We start from the raw sequence: 16,118 nt of genomic DNA, 5'->3' as shown, positions 1-16,118 counted from the left end.
GCCTCGATAAGGGCTGTGATAAACTCACTTCGATTTAATTTTTGGAGACCAACAATGAAACCAATTCTACCTGATTACAACAGCGCTGGTGTGCTCATCATCGGTGATGTCATGCTAGATCGTTACTGGTATGGCCCAACCGGACGCATTTCTCCTGAAGCGCCGGTTCCTGTTGTAAAAGTAGAAAACAATGAAGAGCGTCCTGGTGGTGCTGCGAACGTTGCGATGAACATCGCATCACTAGGTGGCCATGCTCACATTGTTGGTCTAACTGGGGAAGATGAGCCTGCAAAAGTGCTGACGGAGACGCTGAGCTCACTCAATGTGAAGTGCGATTTCGTTGCACTGCCTGATTACCCAACGATTACGAAGCTTCGCGTAATGAGCCGTGGACAACAGCTTATTCGTCTCGACTTCGAAGACAAGTTTGAAAACACAGATTCTGCGCCAGTGTTATCTCGAATGGATGCCGCACTGCCAAACGTTAAAGCCGTGATTATGTCTGACTATGCAAAAGGCTCGTTAGAGCATGTTCAGGCATACATTCAAAAAGCGCGCGCAGCAAATATTCCGGTTTTCATTGACCCGAAAGGTGCGGATTTTGAACGCTACCGTGGCGCAACACTTCTTACGCCAAACATGAAAGAGTTCGAAGACGTTGTAGGTAAAGTGAAATCTGACCAAGAGCTAGTAGAGAAAGCACTGGCTTTGGTTGAAGAGTTTGAATTTGAAGCGCTTTTAGTGACACGCAGCGAAAATGGAATGACCTTGATTCGTCGTGGCCAGGAACCCTTCCACCTTCCAACTCAAGCGAAAGAAGTGTACGACGTGACAGGTGCGGGCGACACGGTTATCTCTGTATTGGCAGCGTCTGTTGCCGCAGGCAAATCATTTGAAGAAGCGTGTGCACTAGCAAACGCAGCGGCAGGTGTTGTGGTTGGTAAACTAGGTACGTCAACGCTTTCTGAGATTGAATTAGCAGAAGCGGTACATGGCAGCCAAGACACGGATTACGGTGTGATTTCAGAAAAAGCACTGATCGAAGCGGTGAAAAAAGCACGTGCTCGTGGCGAGAAAGTCGTTATGACAAATGGCTGCTTTGATATTCTACACGCTGGCCATGTGTCTTACTTAAACCATGCTGCTGAACTGGGCGATCGCCTAATCGTTGCGGTAAATACCGATGAGTCAGTAAAACGCCTTAAAGGCCCTGGTCGTCCGGTAAACCCAACCGATCGCCGCATGGCGGTGTTGGCAGGTTTGGGCGCTGTGGATTGGGTTGTACCATTTAGTGAAGATACGCCGCAGCGTTTGATCTCAGAAGTTCTACCAAGCTTGCTAGTAAAAGGCGGTGACTACAAACCAGAAGAGATTGCTGGTGGTAAAGAAGTCATTGCGGCGGGTGGTGAAGTTCGTGTATTGAACTTTGAAGATGGCTGCTCGACCAGTGAAATCATTAATGCAATCAAAGGCGGTAAGGGCTAAGCCTGCTGTTTGTTAGCATTGAAATGCTATTTGCTCATAAAGGTCGCTAAGTGCGGCCTTTTTGATACTTGTAGTTCAGAGGCACTTTTAAGCTCTGAACTACAAGTAATAAAAAACGCCAGCTGATAACTCAACTGGCGTTTTTATTTATTAAGACCTGAAGTATTCAATTCGCGGTTATTTTGCCGCTTTCAAACCTGCATCAACGTCTAAGATGTCTTGTTCGCTTAGCGTACCAACTGCTTGGCGTAGCTGAAGAACACTTAAAATGTAGTCGTAACGAGCGTTCGATAGGTTTTTGTTCGCATCGTATAGACGACGAGTCGCGTCCAGTACATCAACGATAGTACGAGTACCTACATCAAAGCCAGCTTCTGTTGCTTCTAGTGCAGAGCGTGCAGAAATAACCGCTTGCTCATACGCACGTAATGCGCCGATAGAGGCGTTAATGTTGTTGTTTTGTGCGCGAACATCTTTGACTACGCTACGGTACTGTGCTTCAAGATCTTCGCTTGCTGCCACGTACGCGTATTCAGCTTGTTTGGTTTGAGAGGTTACGTTACCACCTGTGTATAGCGGTACTGCAAGGTTTACACCAATATTGAAGTTGTCTGTCGTGTTATCACGAGAGCTATGAGAAGTATCACCGTAGTTGTAACCACCGTCTAGAGAGAGCGTTGGTAGGTGGCCAGAGCTTGCTAGTGAAATATTGTCACGCGCAATGTCTTGAAGAATACGTGAAGATAGCAAGGTCAGGTTTTTGGTTTTTGCTTCATCAATGAGCGATTCAGCAGGTACGGTCGATGGGCTAGCAGTGAAGCGGCCAGTGTCCAAAATGTTGAGATCTTTGTGCTCTTGGCCTGTAATTTCACGCAGTGACTCGTAGCTATTAGTTAGCGCGTTTTCTGCCAACACTTCGTCCGCTAGCACTTGGTCGTACTGAGCTTGTGCGTCATGCACGTCAGTGATTGCAGACAAACCTACTTCAAAACGCTGTTTAGTTTGCTCAAGTTGACGGCCAACCGCGGCTTTTTCTGCACGTACGAAAACAAGATTATCTTGTGCGCGTAGAACTTCAAAATACGCTTGTGACACGCGAAGAATCAGTGCCTGTTGCGTCGCTGCGTAAGTTGCGTCTGCTTGGCGAGCACTTTTCTCAGCAGTATCTAGAGAGATCCAAGATGCGCGGTTGTAAAGTGCTTGTGAAAAGCTAACGCCAGCGGTTAGCGCGTTGCCATCGTTTGATACGTCACTAATTAGATTTGAATCGTATTCAGTATCACCACGAGTTAAATTGTAACCCGCAGTAAGGTTGATCTGTGGTAATAGAGCACTACGGCTTGAGGTGATTGCTTCGAAAGCTTGGTCACGTTGTGCTGCTACACTGAGCAATTGTGGATCATTTTGTTTTGCCAAGTCGTAGATTTCAGCCAAAGAGTCTGCGAACGCAGACGTACTCATGCTACCTAGCGCTGCACTGATAAATAGTGGAAGCAATTTTTTCATTTTCTATTCCCGCGGTCCATAGATTGGTTAATTCTCAGTAGTTTAACTCAATTTGCACGATATTTACTCTAAAGTTTGCACTTTTTTACACGTAATTATCCACTTGTGCAATAAATTTTTAGCAAAGACTTAAATTAATTTGTAACTATTATACAAAAAGTTGAGCCAAGTCCTTTGAGCAAGCGAATAACAATGAGTAAACTACAGGATTCACTCAGAGAGGTGTTGAATGCAACAGCGTGACAAACAACAACAAGATTTTACTTCGCGAGATGTAAAAGTCATCTCGAAAGAAACCTTATTTGAAGGTTTTTTCAAAATGGTGAAATACCGCTTTCAGCATAGGCTATTTGCTGGTGGTTGGAGTGGAGTTGTCGAACGAGAAATGTTCGAGCGTGGTCACGCAGCAGCGATGCTTCCTTATGATCCAAAGACGGACCAGGTCGTAATCATTGAACAGATTCGTATTGGCGCGTTGGAACATGAACACCCTTGGCAGCTAGAAATTGTCGCCGGTATGATTGACCGCGATGAATCTGCTGAAGCCGTAATTCGTCGAGAGGCTGTCGAAGAAGCGGGGATTCAGGTGGGGCGCGTTGTACCTGTTACTTCCTATTATCCTTCGGCTGGTGGTTGCTCGGAAAAGCTAGACGTCTTTGTTGGTGAAGTGGATGCGTCTAAAGCGCACGGCATTCATGGTTTAGACTATGAGAATGAAGATATCCGCGTTCATGTCATGAGTCGTGAAACGGCGTATCAATGGGTGAAGGACGGAAAATTTGAAAATGGTGCGTCGATTATTGCGTTGCAATGGCTGCAATTACACCATCAAGAGTTAAAGTCAGAATGGGGACTATCCCAAACGGTGGAGAGTGAGTAATGGCACAATTGGCTGAAAAACAACAATATCATGTTGATTTAGCTGGTCTTATGAGAACGTATGAGACCAACTACGCTAAGTTGAACGCCTTATTGCCTGCTTCTGCCGAAGTTGGGGATGTACGTTGCTACCAAGCGGCGAACATGGTTTACCAATTGACCGTGAATGAAATCACAAAATACACCACAGTTGTTGAGATATGTCAGAGTGATGAAACGCCAGTGTTTCCTTTACCGACGATGTCTGTCAGGCTTTATCATGATGCGAGAGTAGCCGAAGTATGCTCAAGCGGAGAGTTCTCTCGCATAAAAGCTAAGTATGATTATCCCAATGACCAACTGATGCAGAAAGATGAAAAGCATCAATTAAACACATTCCTCGGTGAATGGCTGACGTTTTGTTTACGAAGTGGTATCAGTAGAACACCACTTGCCTTCAATTGATCGTCACGTCACTAAAGGAAAATAACAAATAACGATATAGTGGACGAATCAGGTTTTCATTTTGCAATCATCTAGTGACAGCATCAAACTTTTACAAATTACGGATACTCATCTGTTTGCTGCCGATGAGGGAAGTTTGCTAAGCGTAAAAACAGTCGATAGCTTCAATGCTGTTGTTGCTGATGTTTTACGCCGCAACGTGGCGTTTGATTACATCTTGGCGACGGGGGATATTTCCCAAGACCATAGTGCAGAATCTTATCAGCGCTTTGCCAACGGCATTGAACCGCTAGAGAAAGACTGTTTTTGGCTACCTGGTAATCATGATTACAAGCCTAATATGGGCAGTGTTTTGCCTTCGCCACAAATCAAAGCCGCAGAGCATGTATTGCTTGGCGAGCATTGGCAGTTAATTCTTTTAGACTCGCAAGTGGTTGGCGTTCCTCATGGGCGCTTGAGTGATCAGCAATTAACGCTACTCGAAGAAAAGCTAGCCGAACACCCAGAAAGACACACACTTGTTTTGTTGCATCATCACCCGTTACTGGTGGGAAGCGCGTGGCTTGATCAACATACTTTAAAAGATGCCGAAGCGTTTTGGCAGGTTGTCGAGCGTTTTGATAACGTGAAAGGCATTCTCTGTGGCCATGTTCATCAAGATATGAATGTGCTTCACAAGGGTATTCGAGTGATGGCAACACCCTCAACTTGTGTTCAGTTTAAGCCTAACTCGGATGATTTTGCCCTTGATACCACTTCGCCTGGTTGGCGGGAGCTGCAACTACACGCTTGTGGCGATATTACGACCCAAGTAGGTCGGCTTCCTGATGGCCAGTTCCAACCAGACTTCTCTTCTAACGGCTACTAACGCGCCCGAGCTCTCTGTTTGGGCTCGCTTTTTTGTGCGAGATATCTATGAGTAAACCTTCACTTCTTCTCTATATCCATGGCTTTAATAGCTCTCCACTCTCCATGAAAGCGAATGTGATGCGAGCCTACTGCGAGCAACATAGGCCTGATATTAAGGTGATTGTTCCCCAGTTACCTTGTTATCCTCAGCAAGCGGCGAAAATGTTGTTGGATATTATCGAGCAATATAAAGACGACTATAAAATTGGTCTAGTGGGCAGCTCATTAGGCGGTTTTATGTCAACGTGGCTAAATGACAAGTTTGGGTTTAAAGCGGTAGTGGTCAACCCCGCAGTCAAGCCTTATGAGTTGCTAGTAGATTATTTGGGTAAGCAAATTAACCCATATACGCATGAAACCTATACACTTGAAGCTTGTCATATTGACGAGTTAAAAGCTCTTGATGTACAAAGCATCGCGTCGCCACATTCTTTTTGGTTATTGCAACAAACAGAAGATGAGGTTTTAGACTATCGACAAGCGGTAGATAAGTTTGCAGACGCTAAGCAAACAGTAGAACAAGGCGGTGATCACAGTTTTGTAGGCTTTGAGCGTTATCCTGCACAGATTATCGAATTTCTAGAACTGTAATTCGAAAGCGATTGGAAAAGGCTCATAGTTTTTATTGATATATCCAACCGTTTCTTGACATGGGCGGTATGCTTTCCGACTATGTTTTGCCAAAAGATCTTAAGGGTCGAGGACCCTGGCTACTTTGTTATGCATCATGTTTACAAACTCTTAGTGATGTGAACAGGGTGGCTTTTTCGTTTCCTGAGTATGGGTACGCCCATTGGTGATACTCAGGCAACAAGTAAACTTTGAGAATAATTCCGTATTATGACTGAACAATATAATGCTGGTGCCATTGAAGTACTGAATGGCTTAGAGCCAGTACGTCGCCGACCAGGGATGTATACGGATACAGCGCGCCCAAACCATTTGGGCCAAGAAGTTATCGACAACAGTGTCGATGAAGCGCTAGCCGGACATGCCTCAAAAGTACAAGTCATCCTACATGCTGACCAATCACTCGAAGTGATCGATGATGGTCGAGGCATGCCTGTTGATATCCACCCAGAAGAGAAAGTATCAGGCGTAGAGCTAATTCTATGTAAGCTACATGCGGGTGGTAAGTTCTCTAACAAAAACTACCAATTCTCTGGTGGTTTGCACGGGGTAGGTATATCTGTAGTAAACGCGTTGTCAAAACGCGTTGAAGTAACAGTTCGTCGTGATGGTCAAGTGTATGAAATTGCATTTGAACACGGCGAGAAAGTGTCTGATCTGACCGTAACTGGCACATGTGGTCGTCGCAATCGCGGTACCAGCGTACATTTCTGGCCTGATGCGAAGTACTTCGATTCGGCTAACTTCTCTGTGACGCGCTTAGTCAACAACCTGCGCGCAAAAGCGGTTTTGTGTCCGGGCTTAGAAATCACATTAACCGACAAAGTTAATGACAAAGACTATAAGTGGTACTACGAAGATGGTTTGAAAGACTATCTTGCGGAAGGTGTAAAAGGCTACCCAGTTATTCCTGAAGAACCATTTACTGGTGAGTTCTTGGCGGATACCGAAGCGGCAAACTGGGCGGTAATTTGGCAGCCAGAAGGCGGTGAGATGATCACCGAAAGCTACGTTAACCTGATCCCAACCGCTCAAGGTGGTACGCACGTTAATGGTTTACGCCAAGGCTTGTTGGAAGCGATGCGCGAATTCTGTGAGTTCCGTAATCTATTACCTCGTGGTGTGAAGCTAACGGGTGATGATGTTTTCGACCGCTGTTCTTACGTGCTGTCGGTTAAGATTCAAGACCCGCAATTTGCAGGCCAGACCAAGGAACGTCTCTCTTCTCGTCAAACCGCGGCATTTGTCTCTGGCGTAGTCAAAGATGCGTTCAGTCTTTGGTTGAACGAAAAGCCTCAGCTCGCAGAGCAATTGGCAGAAGTCTGTATCGCTAACGCGCACCGTCGTATGCGAGCGGCGAAAAAAGTCGTACGTAAGAAAGTGGCGTCCGGCCCGGCACTGCCAGGCAAGTTGACCGACTGTTCAGCACAGGACTTAAGTCGCACTGAAATCTTCTTTGTGGAGGGTGACTCTGCGGGTGGCTCGGCAAAACAGGCACGTGACCGTGAATTCCAAGCTGTGATGCCACTGCGTGGTAAGATCTTGAACACGTGGGAAGTCTCTGCCGATCAAGTTCTTGCGTCTCAAGAAGTACACGATATCTCTGTTGCTTTGGGTATTGACCCAGATAGCGACAACCTCGAGAGTCTTCGTTACGGTAAGATCTGTATCCTTGCCGATGCGGACTCGGATGGTCTTCACATCGCAACGCTGCTTTGTGCTCTATTTACTCGTCACTTCCGCGCACTAGTGGAAGCGGGTCATATCTATGTGGCGATGCCGCCTCTGTATCGAATCGACTGCGGGAAAGAAGTGTTCTACGCCCTCGATGATGATGAAAAAGATGGCATTTTAGAGCGCTTGTCGAAGAAGAAAGCCAAAATCAACGTGCAACGATTCAAAGGTCTGGGTGAGATGAACCCACTTCAGTTGCGTGAAACCACCATGGATCCGAACACGCGTCGCTTAGTGCAGTTAACCATTGACGACTCTACGGCGACCATGGAAATGATGGACATGCTGCTAGGTAAAAAGCGTGCAGATGACCGTCGTTCTTGGCTACAAAACAACGGCGACTTGGCAGAGGTGTAACGGATGTCTACAGAAATTACCTACGATGGCGTCGAACAATTGCCAATGCGCAAGTTCACTGAAGACGCTTATCTGAACTACTCGATGTACGTAATCATGGACCGCGCCTTGCCATACATTGGTGATGGCTTAAAGCCGGTTCAACGACGCATCATTTATGCGATGTCAGAGCTTGGTCTCTCTGCATCAGCAAAATACAAAAAATCTGCACGTACCGTTGGTGACGTGCTAGGTAAATACCATCCGCACGGTGATTCAGCGTGTTACGAAGCGATGGTATTGATGGCTCAGCCATTCTCTTACCGCTATCCATTAGTGGATGGTCAAGGTAACTGGGGTGCGCCAGATGATCCGAAATCATTTGCGGCAATGCGTTATACCGAAGCAAAACTGTCTAAGTTTGCTGAAGTATTGCTTGGCGAACTTGGCCAGGGCACGGTTGAATGGCAACCTAACTTTGATGGCACAATGAAAGAGCCACAAATGTTGCCAGCACGTCTGCCTCACATCCTGCTTAACGGTGTAACCGGCATTGCCGTTGGTATGGCAACAGACATCCCACCGCACAACGTTCGTGAAATCGCAGATGCGACTATTCATTTGATCGACAACCCGAAAGCAGAACTGCCGGACGTGATGCAGTATGTCAAAGGTCCGGATTACCCAACAGAAGCAGAAATTATCTCGCCGCAAGCGGATATCGAGAAGATTTACCGCAACGGTCGTGGCAGCATCAAAATGCGCGCGGTTTGGCATAAAGAAGGTTCTGATATTGTTATCACTTCTTTGCCTCACCAAGTATCGGGTGCCAAACTGCTTGAGCAAATCGCTAACCAGATGCGTGCGAAGAAGCTGCCAATGGTTGACGATCTTCGTGACGAATCGGATCACGAGAACCCAACGCGTATCGTTGTGGTGCCTAAGTCAAACCGCGTCGATTGTGACTTGTTGATGAACCACTTGTTCGCATCAACGGATCTTGAGCGCAGTTACCGCGTTAACTTGAACATGATTGGTTTGGATAACCGTCCTCAAGTTAAAGGTCTGGTGCAAATTCTGTCTGAGTGGATCGAGTTCCGTCGTACGACTGTGCGTCGTCGTCTACAACATCGCCTAGACAAAGTAATGGCTCGTCTACACATCTTGGAAGGTTTGTTGGTTGCTTACCTCAACCTAGATGAAGTGATTGAGATCATCCGTACTGAAGACGATCCAAAAGCGGTGCTGATGGAACGCTTTGGTATTACCGATATCCAAGCGGATGCAATTTTAGATACCAAACTTCGTCATCTAGCAAAACTAGAAGAGATGAAGATCCGTGGTGAGCAAGACGAGCTAGAGAAAGAGCGTGAGAAGCTAGAACAGCTACTCGGTTCTGAGCGTCGTCTGAACACACTACTGAAAAAAGAAATCAAAGCAGACGCAGAGAAATACGGTGATGACCGTCGCTCTCCAATGGTTGAGCGTGCAGAAGCAAAAGCGCTGACTGAACGTGACCTCGTACCAAGTGAGCCAATCACGGTTGTGCTTTCTGAGAAAGGTTGGATTCGTCACGCGAAAGGCCATGACGTGGATGCCGAAGGCTTAAACTATAAGTCGGGTGATAAGTATTTAGCGCATGCTCGAGGTAAGAGTAATCAGCCTGCGGTATTCCTAGGTAGTGACGGTCGAAGTTACTCTCTGGAATCGCACTCACTGCCTTCTGCTCGTAGTCAAGGTGAGCCGATTACTGGTCGCTTGAATATTACGGCTGGTAGCAGTATTCGCCAAGTCATCATGAGTGAAGAAGATCAGCTGTGGCTGGTGGGTTCAGATGCAGGTTACGGCTTTGTATGTAAAGGCGCGGACTTGCTGTCTAAAAACCGCAGTGGTAAAGCGCTCGTCACTTTACCTGCCAACTCTGAGATCATGACGCCAAAAGAGATTGAAGATTTAGACTCTGATGAAATCTTAGCAATCACTAACCAAGGTCGCATGCTGCTGTTCCCAATCAAAGACTTGCCACAACTGGCGAAAGGTAAAGGGAATAAGATCATCAACATTCCTGCTGCTAAAGCAAAAGAGCGAGAAGAAGTACTATCTCACTTAATGTCTTTACCAAAAGGTGCATCGTTAACGCTGTACGCGGGTAAGCGAAAGTTGGGTCTTAAACCGTCTGACCTTGATAACTTCCGTGGCGAACGTGGTCGCCGAGGCGGGCTACTACCGAGAGGTTTGCAGCGAGTCACTCGCATTGAAGTTGAGCTAGATGATTCCGATACGACGGAAACACCGAGCGATAGCGAGTAACGCACAAATAAAAATCCCAGCCAATGGCTGGGATTTTTTATGCTTCTTGCTTGTCTTCGGCAATGGTGACTTTCAAGGTCATCTCTTTTCCTTTGCGAATGATACCGACGTCCACGGTGGTGCCAGGACGTAAATCGGTGACGATATCCATAACGCTCTGACGCCCCTGAACCTTATTGCCATCAATACTGATAATGATATCTTGTTTTTGAAAGCCAGCCGCATTGGCTGGGCCATTTGGATCAATACCAAGTACGACAATACCACCTATGTGTTCATTTCCAAGTAGGCGAGCAGTGACCGCATTAATGTCTTGGCCGTCGATTCCAATATAACCACGAATCACGCGGCCATCAGCGATGATTTTCTGCATGATCTTACTCGCTAGCGGCGCAGGGATCGCAAAAGAAATACCGTAAGTTTCTAAGTCTGTCGCTTGCTGAAAAGAGGCGGTATTAATGCCGACGAGCTCGCCTTGTGTGTTCACTAGGGCTCCACCAGAGTTACCTTCATTGATGGCGGCATCGGTTTGAATGAATGCTTGACGACCGTCGCTAATAGATGAACGACCTGTGGCTGAAATAATGCCGAACGTTGTGGTTTGTCCAAGGTTGTATGGGTTACCGATGGCTAGTACTACGTCGCCCACTTGTGGTTTGTAATTAGAGTTCAGAGGGATTACGGGTAAATTCGAACCTTCGACACGCAGCACGGCTATATCAGTACGTTTATCTGTCCCTACGAGCTGAGCCGCTGCGGCTCTGCCGTCTTGTAATGCCACAACAATTTGATCAGCTTGAGCAACCACATGATAGTTAGTAATGATGTAGCCTTTCTCACTAACAATGACACCTGACCCCAGACCTTGAGTCGAGAGTTTACTGCGATCATTCTCAACATACTTACGGCTGTAGATGTTTACCACGGCAGGCGCTGCTCTTCGGACCGCTTGATTAAACGTCAACTCGACTGATGCGATATTAACAGGTTGAGGATCAAGCGCGGCAGGAATTACGTTGTTGCGCAAAGATGGAACCGCCAGTAATACCACTGCGGCAGTAGCCAAGCCTAAAAAGACAGAACGTAATAAAAAGCTGAGCATATCCTCTCCATGCGTGAGCGCCAAAATGGCATCGAAGATGAAGAATAGCATTACATTGAAAAATAACAAAAGGGCAGTACGTCATCGCGCTGCCCTTTTCATTAGTTATTGAGCGATAAGGAAAAGTGATCGAGCCTTATCACTCAGCAATATGCATCGAAAACCTTATTTTCTATCACTTTGAAAGTGGTTAACGAATGACAAGATAAATAGTACGTTCACCACGTTGAATATTAAGAGCCAGTACACCTTTGTGTTTCTCTACGATTGTACGAAGCTCGGCAAGGTTTTTCACTCGTTGACGGTTCACACCGATAATAATGTCACCTTGTTGTAATTGATATTGAGCAGCCGGAGAGTTATCTGCAACGCTCGATACTTTAACACCTTGGATTACATCACTTGGTGTTGTATTGCTTAACTCCGCACCTTTGAGTCCCTCATGTAATGTCTCCGCTTTAGCTTTCATATTCGTAGATTCGCCAAGCGTTACATCAAAGGTTTTATTCTTACCATCTCGAACCACACCTAATGTGATTTCTTTACCTGCGCCCAGTGTTGCCACTTTTGCGCGGAGCTCTGAGAAAGTATTAATCGCTTTGCCGTTCACCGATACAATTACGTCACCGGCTTTTAACCCTGCTTTATCGGCTGCGCTGTCCGGTACGACTTGACCAATAAAGGCCCCTTTACTCGACTCGTAACCCAATGCATCAGCTAGCTCAGAGGTTACTTCGCCACCTTGCACACCCAACATGCCGCGTTTGACTTCACCAAACTCTAGAATTTGATCAGTGAGGTTTTTCATCATGTTTGATGGAATCGCAAAGCCAATACCCACATTACCGCCGTTAGGGCCTAAAATCGCAGTATTAATACCGATCAGCTCACCATTAAGGTTGACCAATGCACCACCAGAGTTACCGCTGTTAATTGCGGCATCGGTTTGGATGAAGTTTTCGAAGTTTTCAACGTTTAAGCCACTACGGCCAAGGGCTGAAACAATACCCGAAGTCACAGTTTGACCGAGTCCAAATGGGTTACCAATCGCAACCGTAAAGTCACCGACACGCAGTTTGTCGGAATCCGCGACTTTAATCTGCGTTAAGTTTTTCGCTTTCTCTAATTTAAGTAACGCAACATCGGCCATTTCATCACCGCCAACGAGCGTAGCGTCATACTCGCGCCCGTCAAAGAGGCGAACTCGAATCTCATCTGCCCCCTTGATCACGTGGTAGTTAGTGACAATATGGCCTTTCTTCGCATCAATAATGACACCAGACCCTAAACCTCTGAACGGGCGCTCTCGCCTTTGTTCCATAGGAAAGTCTGGGCCAAAGAAAAATTGAAATTGCTCGGGAATGCGGCTGGTTTGTACTTGTTTACCTTCTACAGCAATACTCACAACAGCTGGGGTCACCTTCTCAAGCATTGGTGCCAAGCTAGGTAACTGTTGGCCATCCACATTCAAAGGTAATGCGGCAGTGGCTTGAACTGGGGCAATAATCGACCCCAAACTCAGAGATAGAACGGTGAGCGCAAGCAGTGGTTTTTTCATCCAATAACTCCTCTTGAAACATGTCTGCCAAAAAGAAATATCCGAACGGTTAGTTCACTTTGTTAATAACTAATATAGGGTCTAGTTCGGACAATCAAAAGGGGAGGCAGTGCACTTCCAAGTTAGAGCGAAGGTGAGGTGAAAAAGTTCAAAAAAGGGCCGATACAAATGTATCGGCCCTAGATAGAAGTAAGAGAGGATTATGATGCTTTTGCGGTTACCGCTTCGGGAGCATTAATGATTTCTTTCTCTTGATCCTTCAAAAGACCGGTGGCGCCATTAGCGTAGTCTTTTGGTTGTTCGTTAAACTCTGGTTGATCTTCTGCAATGGTTTCAGACGACATTGCCGTTTTCTTATCAAACGGGTTGTCTTGTTCTGGTAAGTTTGGCAAAAGCTCAGAAGAGGTCTTGGCCATATGTTGGTATAGCTTGGTGTAATCTTTACCTAGGGTGTCCAACATTTCTGCGGTTTGTGCAAAGTGATCGACGAGCTCTTGACGTTGTTGCTCTAATTCAAACTTGGCCGCTTCAAGTTCTTTCTGCACAGACTTTTGTTTCTTGTATTCAGGGGTGGTTAGTCTACTAATGACTACGCCTACGATTGTACCGACCAGCAAACCCACAATGGCATAAATCCAAGGCATAACTGCTCCTTATAGTTGTTTTAACAAGTCTTTTACTACTTAGTTACACGCGGTGCTCGTCCATGTTACTATGGCTTGAACAGCCGATAAAGAAAAATAGCAGTATGTCTTCGGGGACTGATAACTACTTCTCTCTATTCTCAAAGTTGACCCCGAGGTAACCCTTTTCTCTATACCTCTATACGACTTAATACGATGACACCACTACAACAATATCAAAAAGACATAGCAGAACACGGGTTTCAGCGTGATGAAGCTCAGTATCAAGCGGTCGTTGCATTAGACAAGCTTTACCATGCTATCGTTGAATTTCAGTCAGCGCCTGTTCCTCAGCTTTCCAAATGGCAAAAGCTAATGGGGAAAAAAATCGACAAGCCTGAACCACCAAAAGGTCTTTACTTTTGGGGTGGGGTAGGTCGCGGTAAAACCTACCTTATGGATGCATTTTTTGATGCTTTACCGACCCAAAGAAAAATGCGCGTCCACTTCCATCGATTTATGTATCGAGTACATGATGAGTTGAAGCTGTTAGGTGATGTCGAAAATCCGCTATCAAAAGTGGCGGATAAATTTAAAGAAGAAGCCGATGTGGTTTGCTTTGATGAATTTTTTGTTTCCGACATTACTGATGCGATGATCCTTGCAACGCTACTTCAAGAAATGTTCACGCGGCAGATGATCCTAGTCGCGACTTCAAACATTGAGCCGCAGAACTTATATCGTAACGGTTTGCAAAGAGCGCGCTTTTTGCCCGCGATCGATATGATTTTGGCACGTTGTGAAGTGTTGAATGTCGATAGTGGCGTTGATTATCGCTTAAGAACGTTAGAACAGGCTGAAATATACCATTACCCGCTTGATGATCAGGCTAGCATAAACCTTAACAAATATTATCAGCAGCTGACTGGAGAGCGTCAGTTTGTTGCTCATCAAATCGAAGTTAACCACCGTCAACTAGCGGTGATTGAAGCAAGCGACGGGGTGCTGCATGCGTCGTTTGCTCAGTTGTGTCAAACTGCTCGCAGTCAAAATGACTACATTGAATTGTCTCGTATTTACCACACTGTATTACTGGCAGATGTTCAACAAATGAACCGAAAAATAGATGATGCGGCGAGACGCTTTATCGCGCTAGTCGATGAGTTTTACGAGCGCAATGTTAAGTTGATTATTTCTGCTGAAGTGCCAATGGCCGACTTATATACTGACGGGCAGTTAGAGTTCGAATTTAAGCGCTGTTTGTCTCGGCTTACTGAGATGCAAAGTCATGAGTATCTCGCGCGTGAACATTTGGCCTAGATCCAATGGATTCTTAAAAAAGTGAAGAAAAAATTAGTGATTTGGCGCAAAAAAAGGTGATTTTTTCTTCGCTCTTCTCTATAATCCTGCGACCCACCGTTACTGCAGACCTGATTATCGAAGTTATTTCGAAATTGAAGGTCGAGAGTACCAACGACTCGAAGGGGTGATGACTGGGCTCTTAGACAGTGTGGGAGCACTATTGGGTGTTCCTTTAAAGTTTAAAATTTAATTAACGGGTTATTGTTAGCATGAAAACTTTCGTTGCTAAACCAGAAACTGTAAAACGCGACTGGTACGTTGTAGACGCTGAAGGTAAAACTCTTGGCCGTCTAGCAAGTGAAATTGCATCTCGCCTACGTGGCAAACATAAAGCTGAATACACTCCTCACGTTGACACTGGTGATTACATCATCGTTATCAACGCTGAGAAAGTTGCTGTAACTGGTAACAAAGCTAAGAACAAAGTGTACTACCGTCACTCTGAATTCCCAGGTGGTCTAAAATCTATCACTTTTGAAAAGTTGATCGATCGTAAACCTGAGATGGCTCTTGAGCTTGCAGTTAAAGGCATGCTTCCACGTGGTCCTCTAGGCCGTGCTATGTACCGTAAGCTAAAAGTTTACGCGGGCGCTGAGCACAACCATGTTGCTCAACAACCACAAGTACTAGACATCTAATTGGGGATTTCGAAAATGGCAGAGAATCAATACTACGGCACTGGCCGTCGCAAAAGCTCAGCTGCACGTGTTTTCATTAAACCAGGCAGCGGTAACATTGTAGTAAACAAGCGTAACCTTGACGAATACTTCGGTCGTCCAACAGCACGTATGGTTGTACAACAACCTCTAGAGCTAGTTGAACTAACTGAAAAGCTAGACCTTTACGTAACAGTTAAAGGCGGCGGTATTTCTGGTCAAGCTGGTGCTATCCGTCACGGTATCACTCGCGCGCTTATGGAATACGATGAGTCTCTACGTCCTGCTCTACGCGCAGCTGGCTACGTTACTCGTGACGCTCGTTGCGTTGAACGTAAGAAAGTTGGTCTACGTAAAGCACGTCGTCGTCCACAGTTCTCTAAGCGTTAATTTCCTCTTATCGGGAATTATGCTTTTCAGAGTTACTCTGGAAACTGTGTACCAAAAGCTCGGCTCTATGCCGGGCTTTTTTGTATTTAAAGACATCATACTTGTCTTCAAGCAACGAACAGCCTTCACTTATCATCACACTCCGAGCAAGCCTTCTTATTAGTCCTTCGTCGAAAGGTTGCCAGTGCCGTTTT

General features: G+C 45.9%; 14 protein-coding genes. 10 read left to right on the top strand and 4 right to left on the bottom strand.

From position 1 onward, the window contains the following. Window positions 1-54: 54 nt before the first annotated feature. Window positions 55-1,485, top strand: a complete 1,431-nt coding sequence (gene hldE / locus J4N40_RS14455) for a bifunctional D-glycero-beta-D-manno-heptose-7-phosphate kinase/D-glycero-beta-D-manno-heptose 1-phosphate adenylyltransferase HldE (RefSeq protein WP_017633601.1) — start codon at window positions 55-57, stop codon at window positions 1,483-1,485. Between the two features lie 177 nt (window positions 1,486-1,662). Here hldE and tolC read toward each other — a convergent pair whose 3' ends face one another. Further along, complete coding sequence (tolC, locus tag J4N40_RS14450; RefSeq protein WP_005379884.1) at window positions 1,663-2,991, bottom strand: outer membrane channel protein TolC; 1,329 nt, start codon at window positions 2,989-2,991, stop codon at window positions 1,663-1,665. 229 nt (window positions 2,992-3,220) lie between these two features. Here tolC and nudF point away from each other — a divergent pair, with 229 nt between their 5' ends. The 6 genes from nudF (at window position 3,221) to parC (ending at window position 10,233) form a co-directional block, all read left to right on the top strand. Further along, window positions 3,221-3,871 (top strand): ADP-ribose diphosphatase, encoded by a 651-nt coding sequence (gene nudF / locus J4N40_RS14445; protein ID WP_017633602.1) that lies wholly within the window; start codon window positions 3,221-3,223, stop codon window positions 3,869-3,871. Then, window positions 3,871-4,314 (top strand): DUF1249 family protein, encoded by a 444-nt coding sequence (locus J4N40_RS14440; protein WP_017633603.1) that lies wholly within the window; start codon window positions 3,871-3,873, stop codon window positions 4,312-4,314. Before nudF ends, J4N40_RS14440 begins: the two co-directional genes overlap by 1 nt. Before the next feature lie 61 nt (window positions 4,315-4,375). After that, complete coding sequence (gene cpdA, locus J4N40_RS14435) at window positions 4,376-5,182, top strand: 3',5'-cyclic-AMP phosphodiesterase (protein WP_005387419.1); 807 nt, start codon at window positions 4,376-4,378, stop codon at window positions 5,180-5,182. Window positions 5,183-5,229: 47 nt separating this feature from the next. Further along, window positions 5,230-5,814, top strand: a complete 585-nt coding sequence (gene yqiA / locus J4N40_RS14430) for an esterase YqiA (RefSeq protein ID WP_250654290.1) — start codon at window positions 5,230-5,232, stop codon at window positions 5,812-5,814. Window positions 5,815-6,063: 249 nt separating this feature from the next. Next, a complete protein-coding gene (parE, locus tag J4N40_RS14425) occupies window positions 6,064-7,944 on the top strand; it encodes a DNA topoisomerase IV subunit B (protein WP_005379872.1) in 1,881 nt (626 codons plus the stop codon). A 3-nt stretch (window positions 7,945-7,947) separates the two neighbouring features. Next, window positions 7,948-10,233 carry a DNA topoisomerase IV subunit A gene (gene parC / locus J4N40_RS14420; RefSeq protein WP_017633605.1) on the top strand — a complete coding sequence of 762 codons (2,286 nt, stop codon included), beginning with the start codon at window positions 7,948-7,950 and terminating at the stop codon, window positions 10,231-10,233. A 37-nt stretch (window positions 10,234-10,270) separates the two neighbouring features. Here the strand turns inward: parC and degS are convergent, their stop codons facing one another. The 3 genes from degS to zapG all read right to left on the bottom strand — a co-directional run bounded on the left by degS (window position 10,271) and on the right by zapG (window position 13,537). Further along, entirely contained in the window at window positions 10,271-11,335 is a 1,065-nt protein-coding gene (degS, locus tag J4N40_RS14415; RefSeq protein ID WP_017633606.1) for an outer membrane-stress sensor serine endopeptidase DegS, read from the bottom strand. 190 nt (window positions 11,336-11,525) lie between these two features. After that, entirely contained in the window at window positions 11,526-12,893 is a 1,368-nt protein-coding gene (locus J4N40_RS14410; protein ID WP_025768400.1) for a Do family serine endopeptidase, read from the bottom strand. Window positions 12,894-13,093: 200 nt separating this feature from the next. After that, complete coding sequence (gene zapG, locus J4N40_RS14405) at window positions 13,094-13,537, bottom strand: Z-ring associated protein ZapG (RefSeq protein WP_005379861.1); 444 nt, start codon at window positions 13,535-13,537, stop codon at window positions 13,094-13,096. 195 nt (window positions 13,538-13,732) lie between these two features. Between zapG and zapE the strand changes: the two genes are divergently transcribed. The 3 genes from zapE (at window position 13,733) to rpsI (ending at window position 15,924) form a co-directional block, all read left to right on the top strand. Next, window positions 13,733-14,836, top strand: coding sequence for a cell division protein ZapE (zapE, locus tag J4N40_RS14400; protein ID WP_250654289.1), 1,104 nt, complete (start codon window positions 13,733-13,735; stop codon window positions 14,834-14,836). A gap of 251 nt (window positions 14,837-15,087) precedes the next feature. Next, complete coding sequence (gene rplM, locus J4N40_RS14395) at window positions 15,088-15,516, top strand: 50S ribosomal protein L13 (RefSeq protein WP_005372872.1); 429 nt, start codon at window positions 15,088-15,090, stop codon at window positions 15,514-15,516. Window positions 15,517-15,531: 15 nt separating this feature from the next. Then, window positions 15,532-15,924 (top strand): 30S ribosomal protein S9, encoded by a 393-nt coding sequence (gene rpsI, locus J4N40_RS14390; protein ID WP_005372876.1) that lies wholly within the window; start codon window positions 15,532-15,534, stop codon window positions 15,922-15,924. Window positions 15,925-16,118: the final 194 nt, after the last annotated feature.

The organism is Vibrio sp. SCSIO 43097, from assembly GCF_023650755.1.
Taxonomy (GTDB): domain Bacteria; phylum Pseudomonadota; class Gammaproteobacteria; order Enterobacterales; family Vibrionaceae; genus Vibrio; species Vibrio alginolyticus.
This window is presented reverse-complemented; position numbering and strand designations above follow the sequence as displayed.

Excerpts from the sequence above, each read along its gene's own strand:
- zapG (WP_005379861.1), bottom strand. The coding sequence starts at position 13,537 with ATGCCTTGGATTTATGCCATTGTGGGTTTGCTGGTCGGTACAATCGTA.
- rpsI (WP_005372876.1), top strand. The coding sequence starts at position 15,532 with ATGGCAGAGAATCAATACTACGGCACTGGCCGTCGCAAAAGCTCAGCT.
- nudF (WP_017633602.1), top strand. The coding sequence starts at position 3,221 with ATGCAACAGCGTGACAAACAACAACAAGATTTTACTTCGCGAGATGTA.
- rplM (WP_005372872.1), top strand. The coding sequence starts at position 15,088 with ATGAAAACTTTCGTTGCTAAACCAGAAACTGTAAAACGCGACTGGTAC.
- parC (WP_017633605.1), top strand. The coding sequence starts at position 7,948 with ATGTCTACAGAAATTACCTACGATGGCGTCGAACAATTGCCAATGCGC.
- tolC (WP_005379884.1), bottom strand. The coding sequence starts at position 2,991 with ATGAAAAAATTGCTTCCACTATTTATCAGTGCAGCGCTAGGTAGCATG.
- yqiA (WP_250654290.1), top strand. The coding sequence starts at position 5,230 with ATGAGTAAACCTTCACTTCTTCTCTATATCCATGGCTTTAATAGCTCT.
- hldE (WP_017633601.1), top strand. The coding sequence starts at position 55 with ATGAAACCAATTCTACCTGATTACAACAGCGCTGGTGTGCTCATCATC.
- parE (WP_005379872.1), top strand. The coding sequence starts at position 6,064 with ATGACTGAACAATATAATGCTGGTGCCATTGAAGTACTGAATGGCTTA.
- degS (WP_017633606.1), bottom strand. The coding sequence starts at position 11,335 with ATGCTCAGCTTTTTATTACGTTCTGTCTTTTTAGGCTTGGCTACTGCC.
- J4N40_RS14410 (WP_025768400.1), bottom strand. The coding sequence starts at position 12,893 with ATGAAAAAACCACTGCTTGCGCTCACCGTTCTATCTCTGAGTTTGGGG.
- J4N40_RS14440 (WP_017633603.1), top strand. The coding sequence starts at position 3,871 with ATGGCACAATTGGCTGAAAAACAACAATATCATGTTGATTTAGCTGGT.
- zapE (WP_250654289.1), top strand. The coding sequence starts at position 13,733 with ATGACACCACTACAACAATATCAAAAAGACATAGCAGAACACGGGTTT.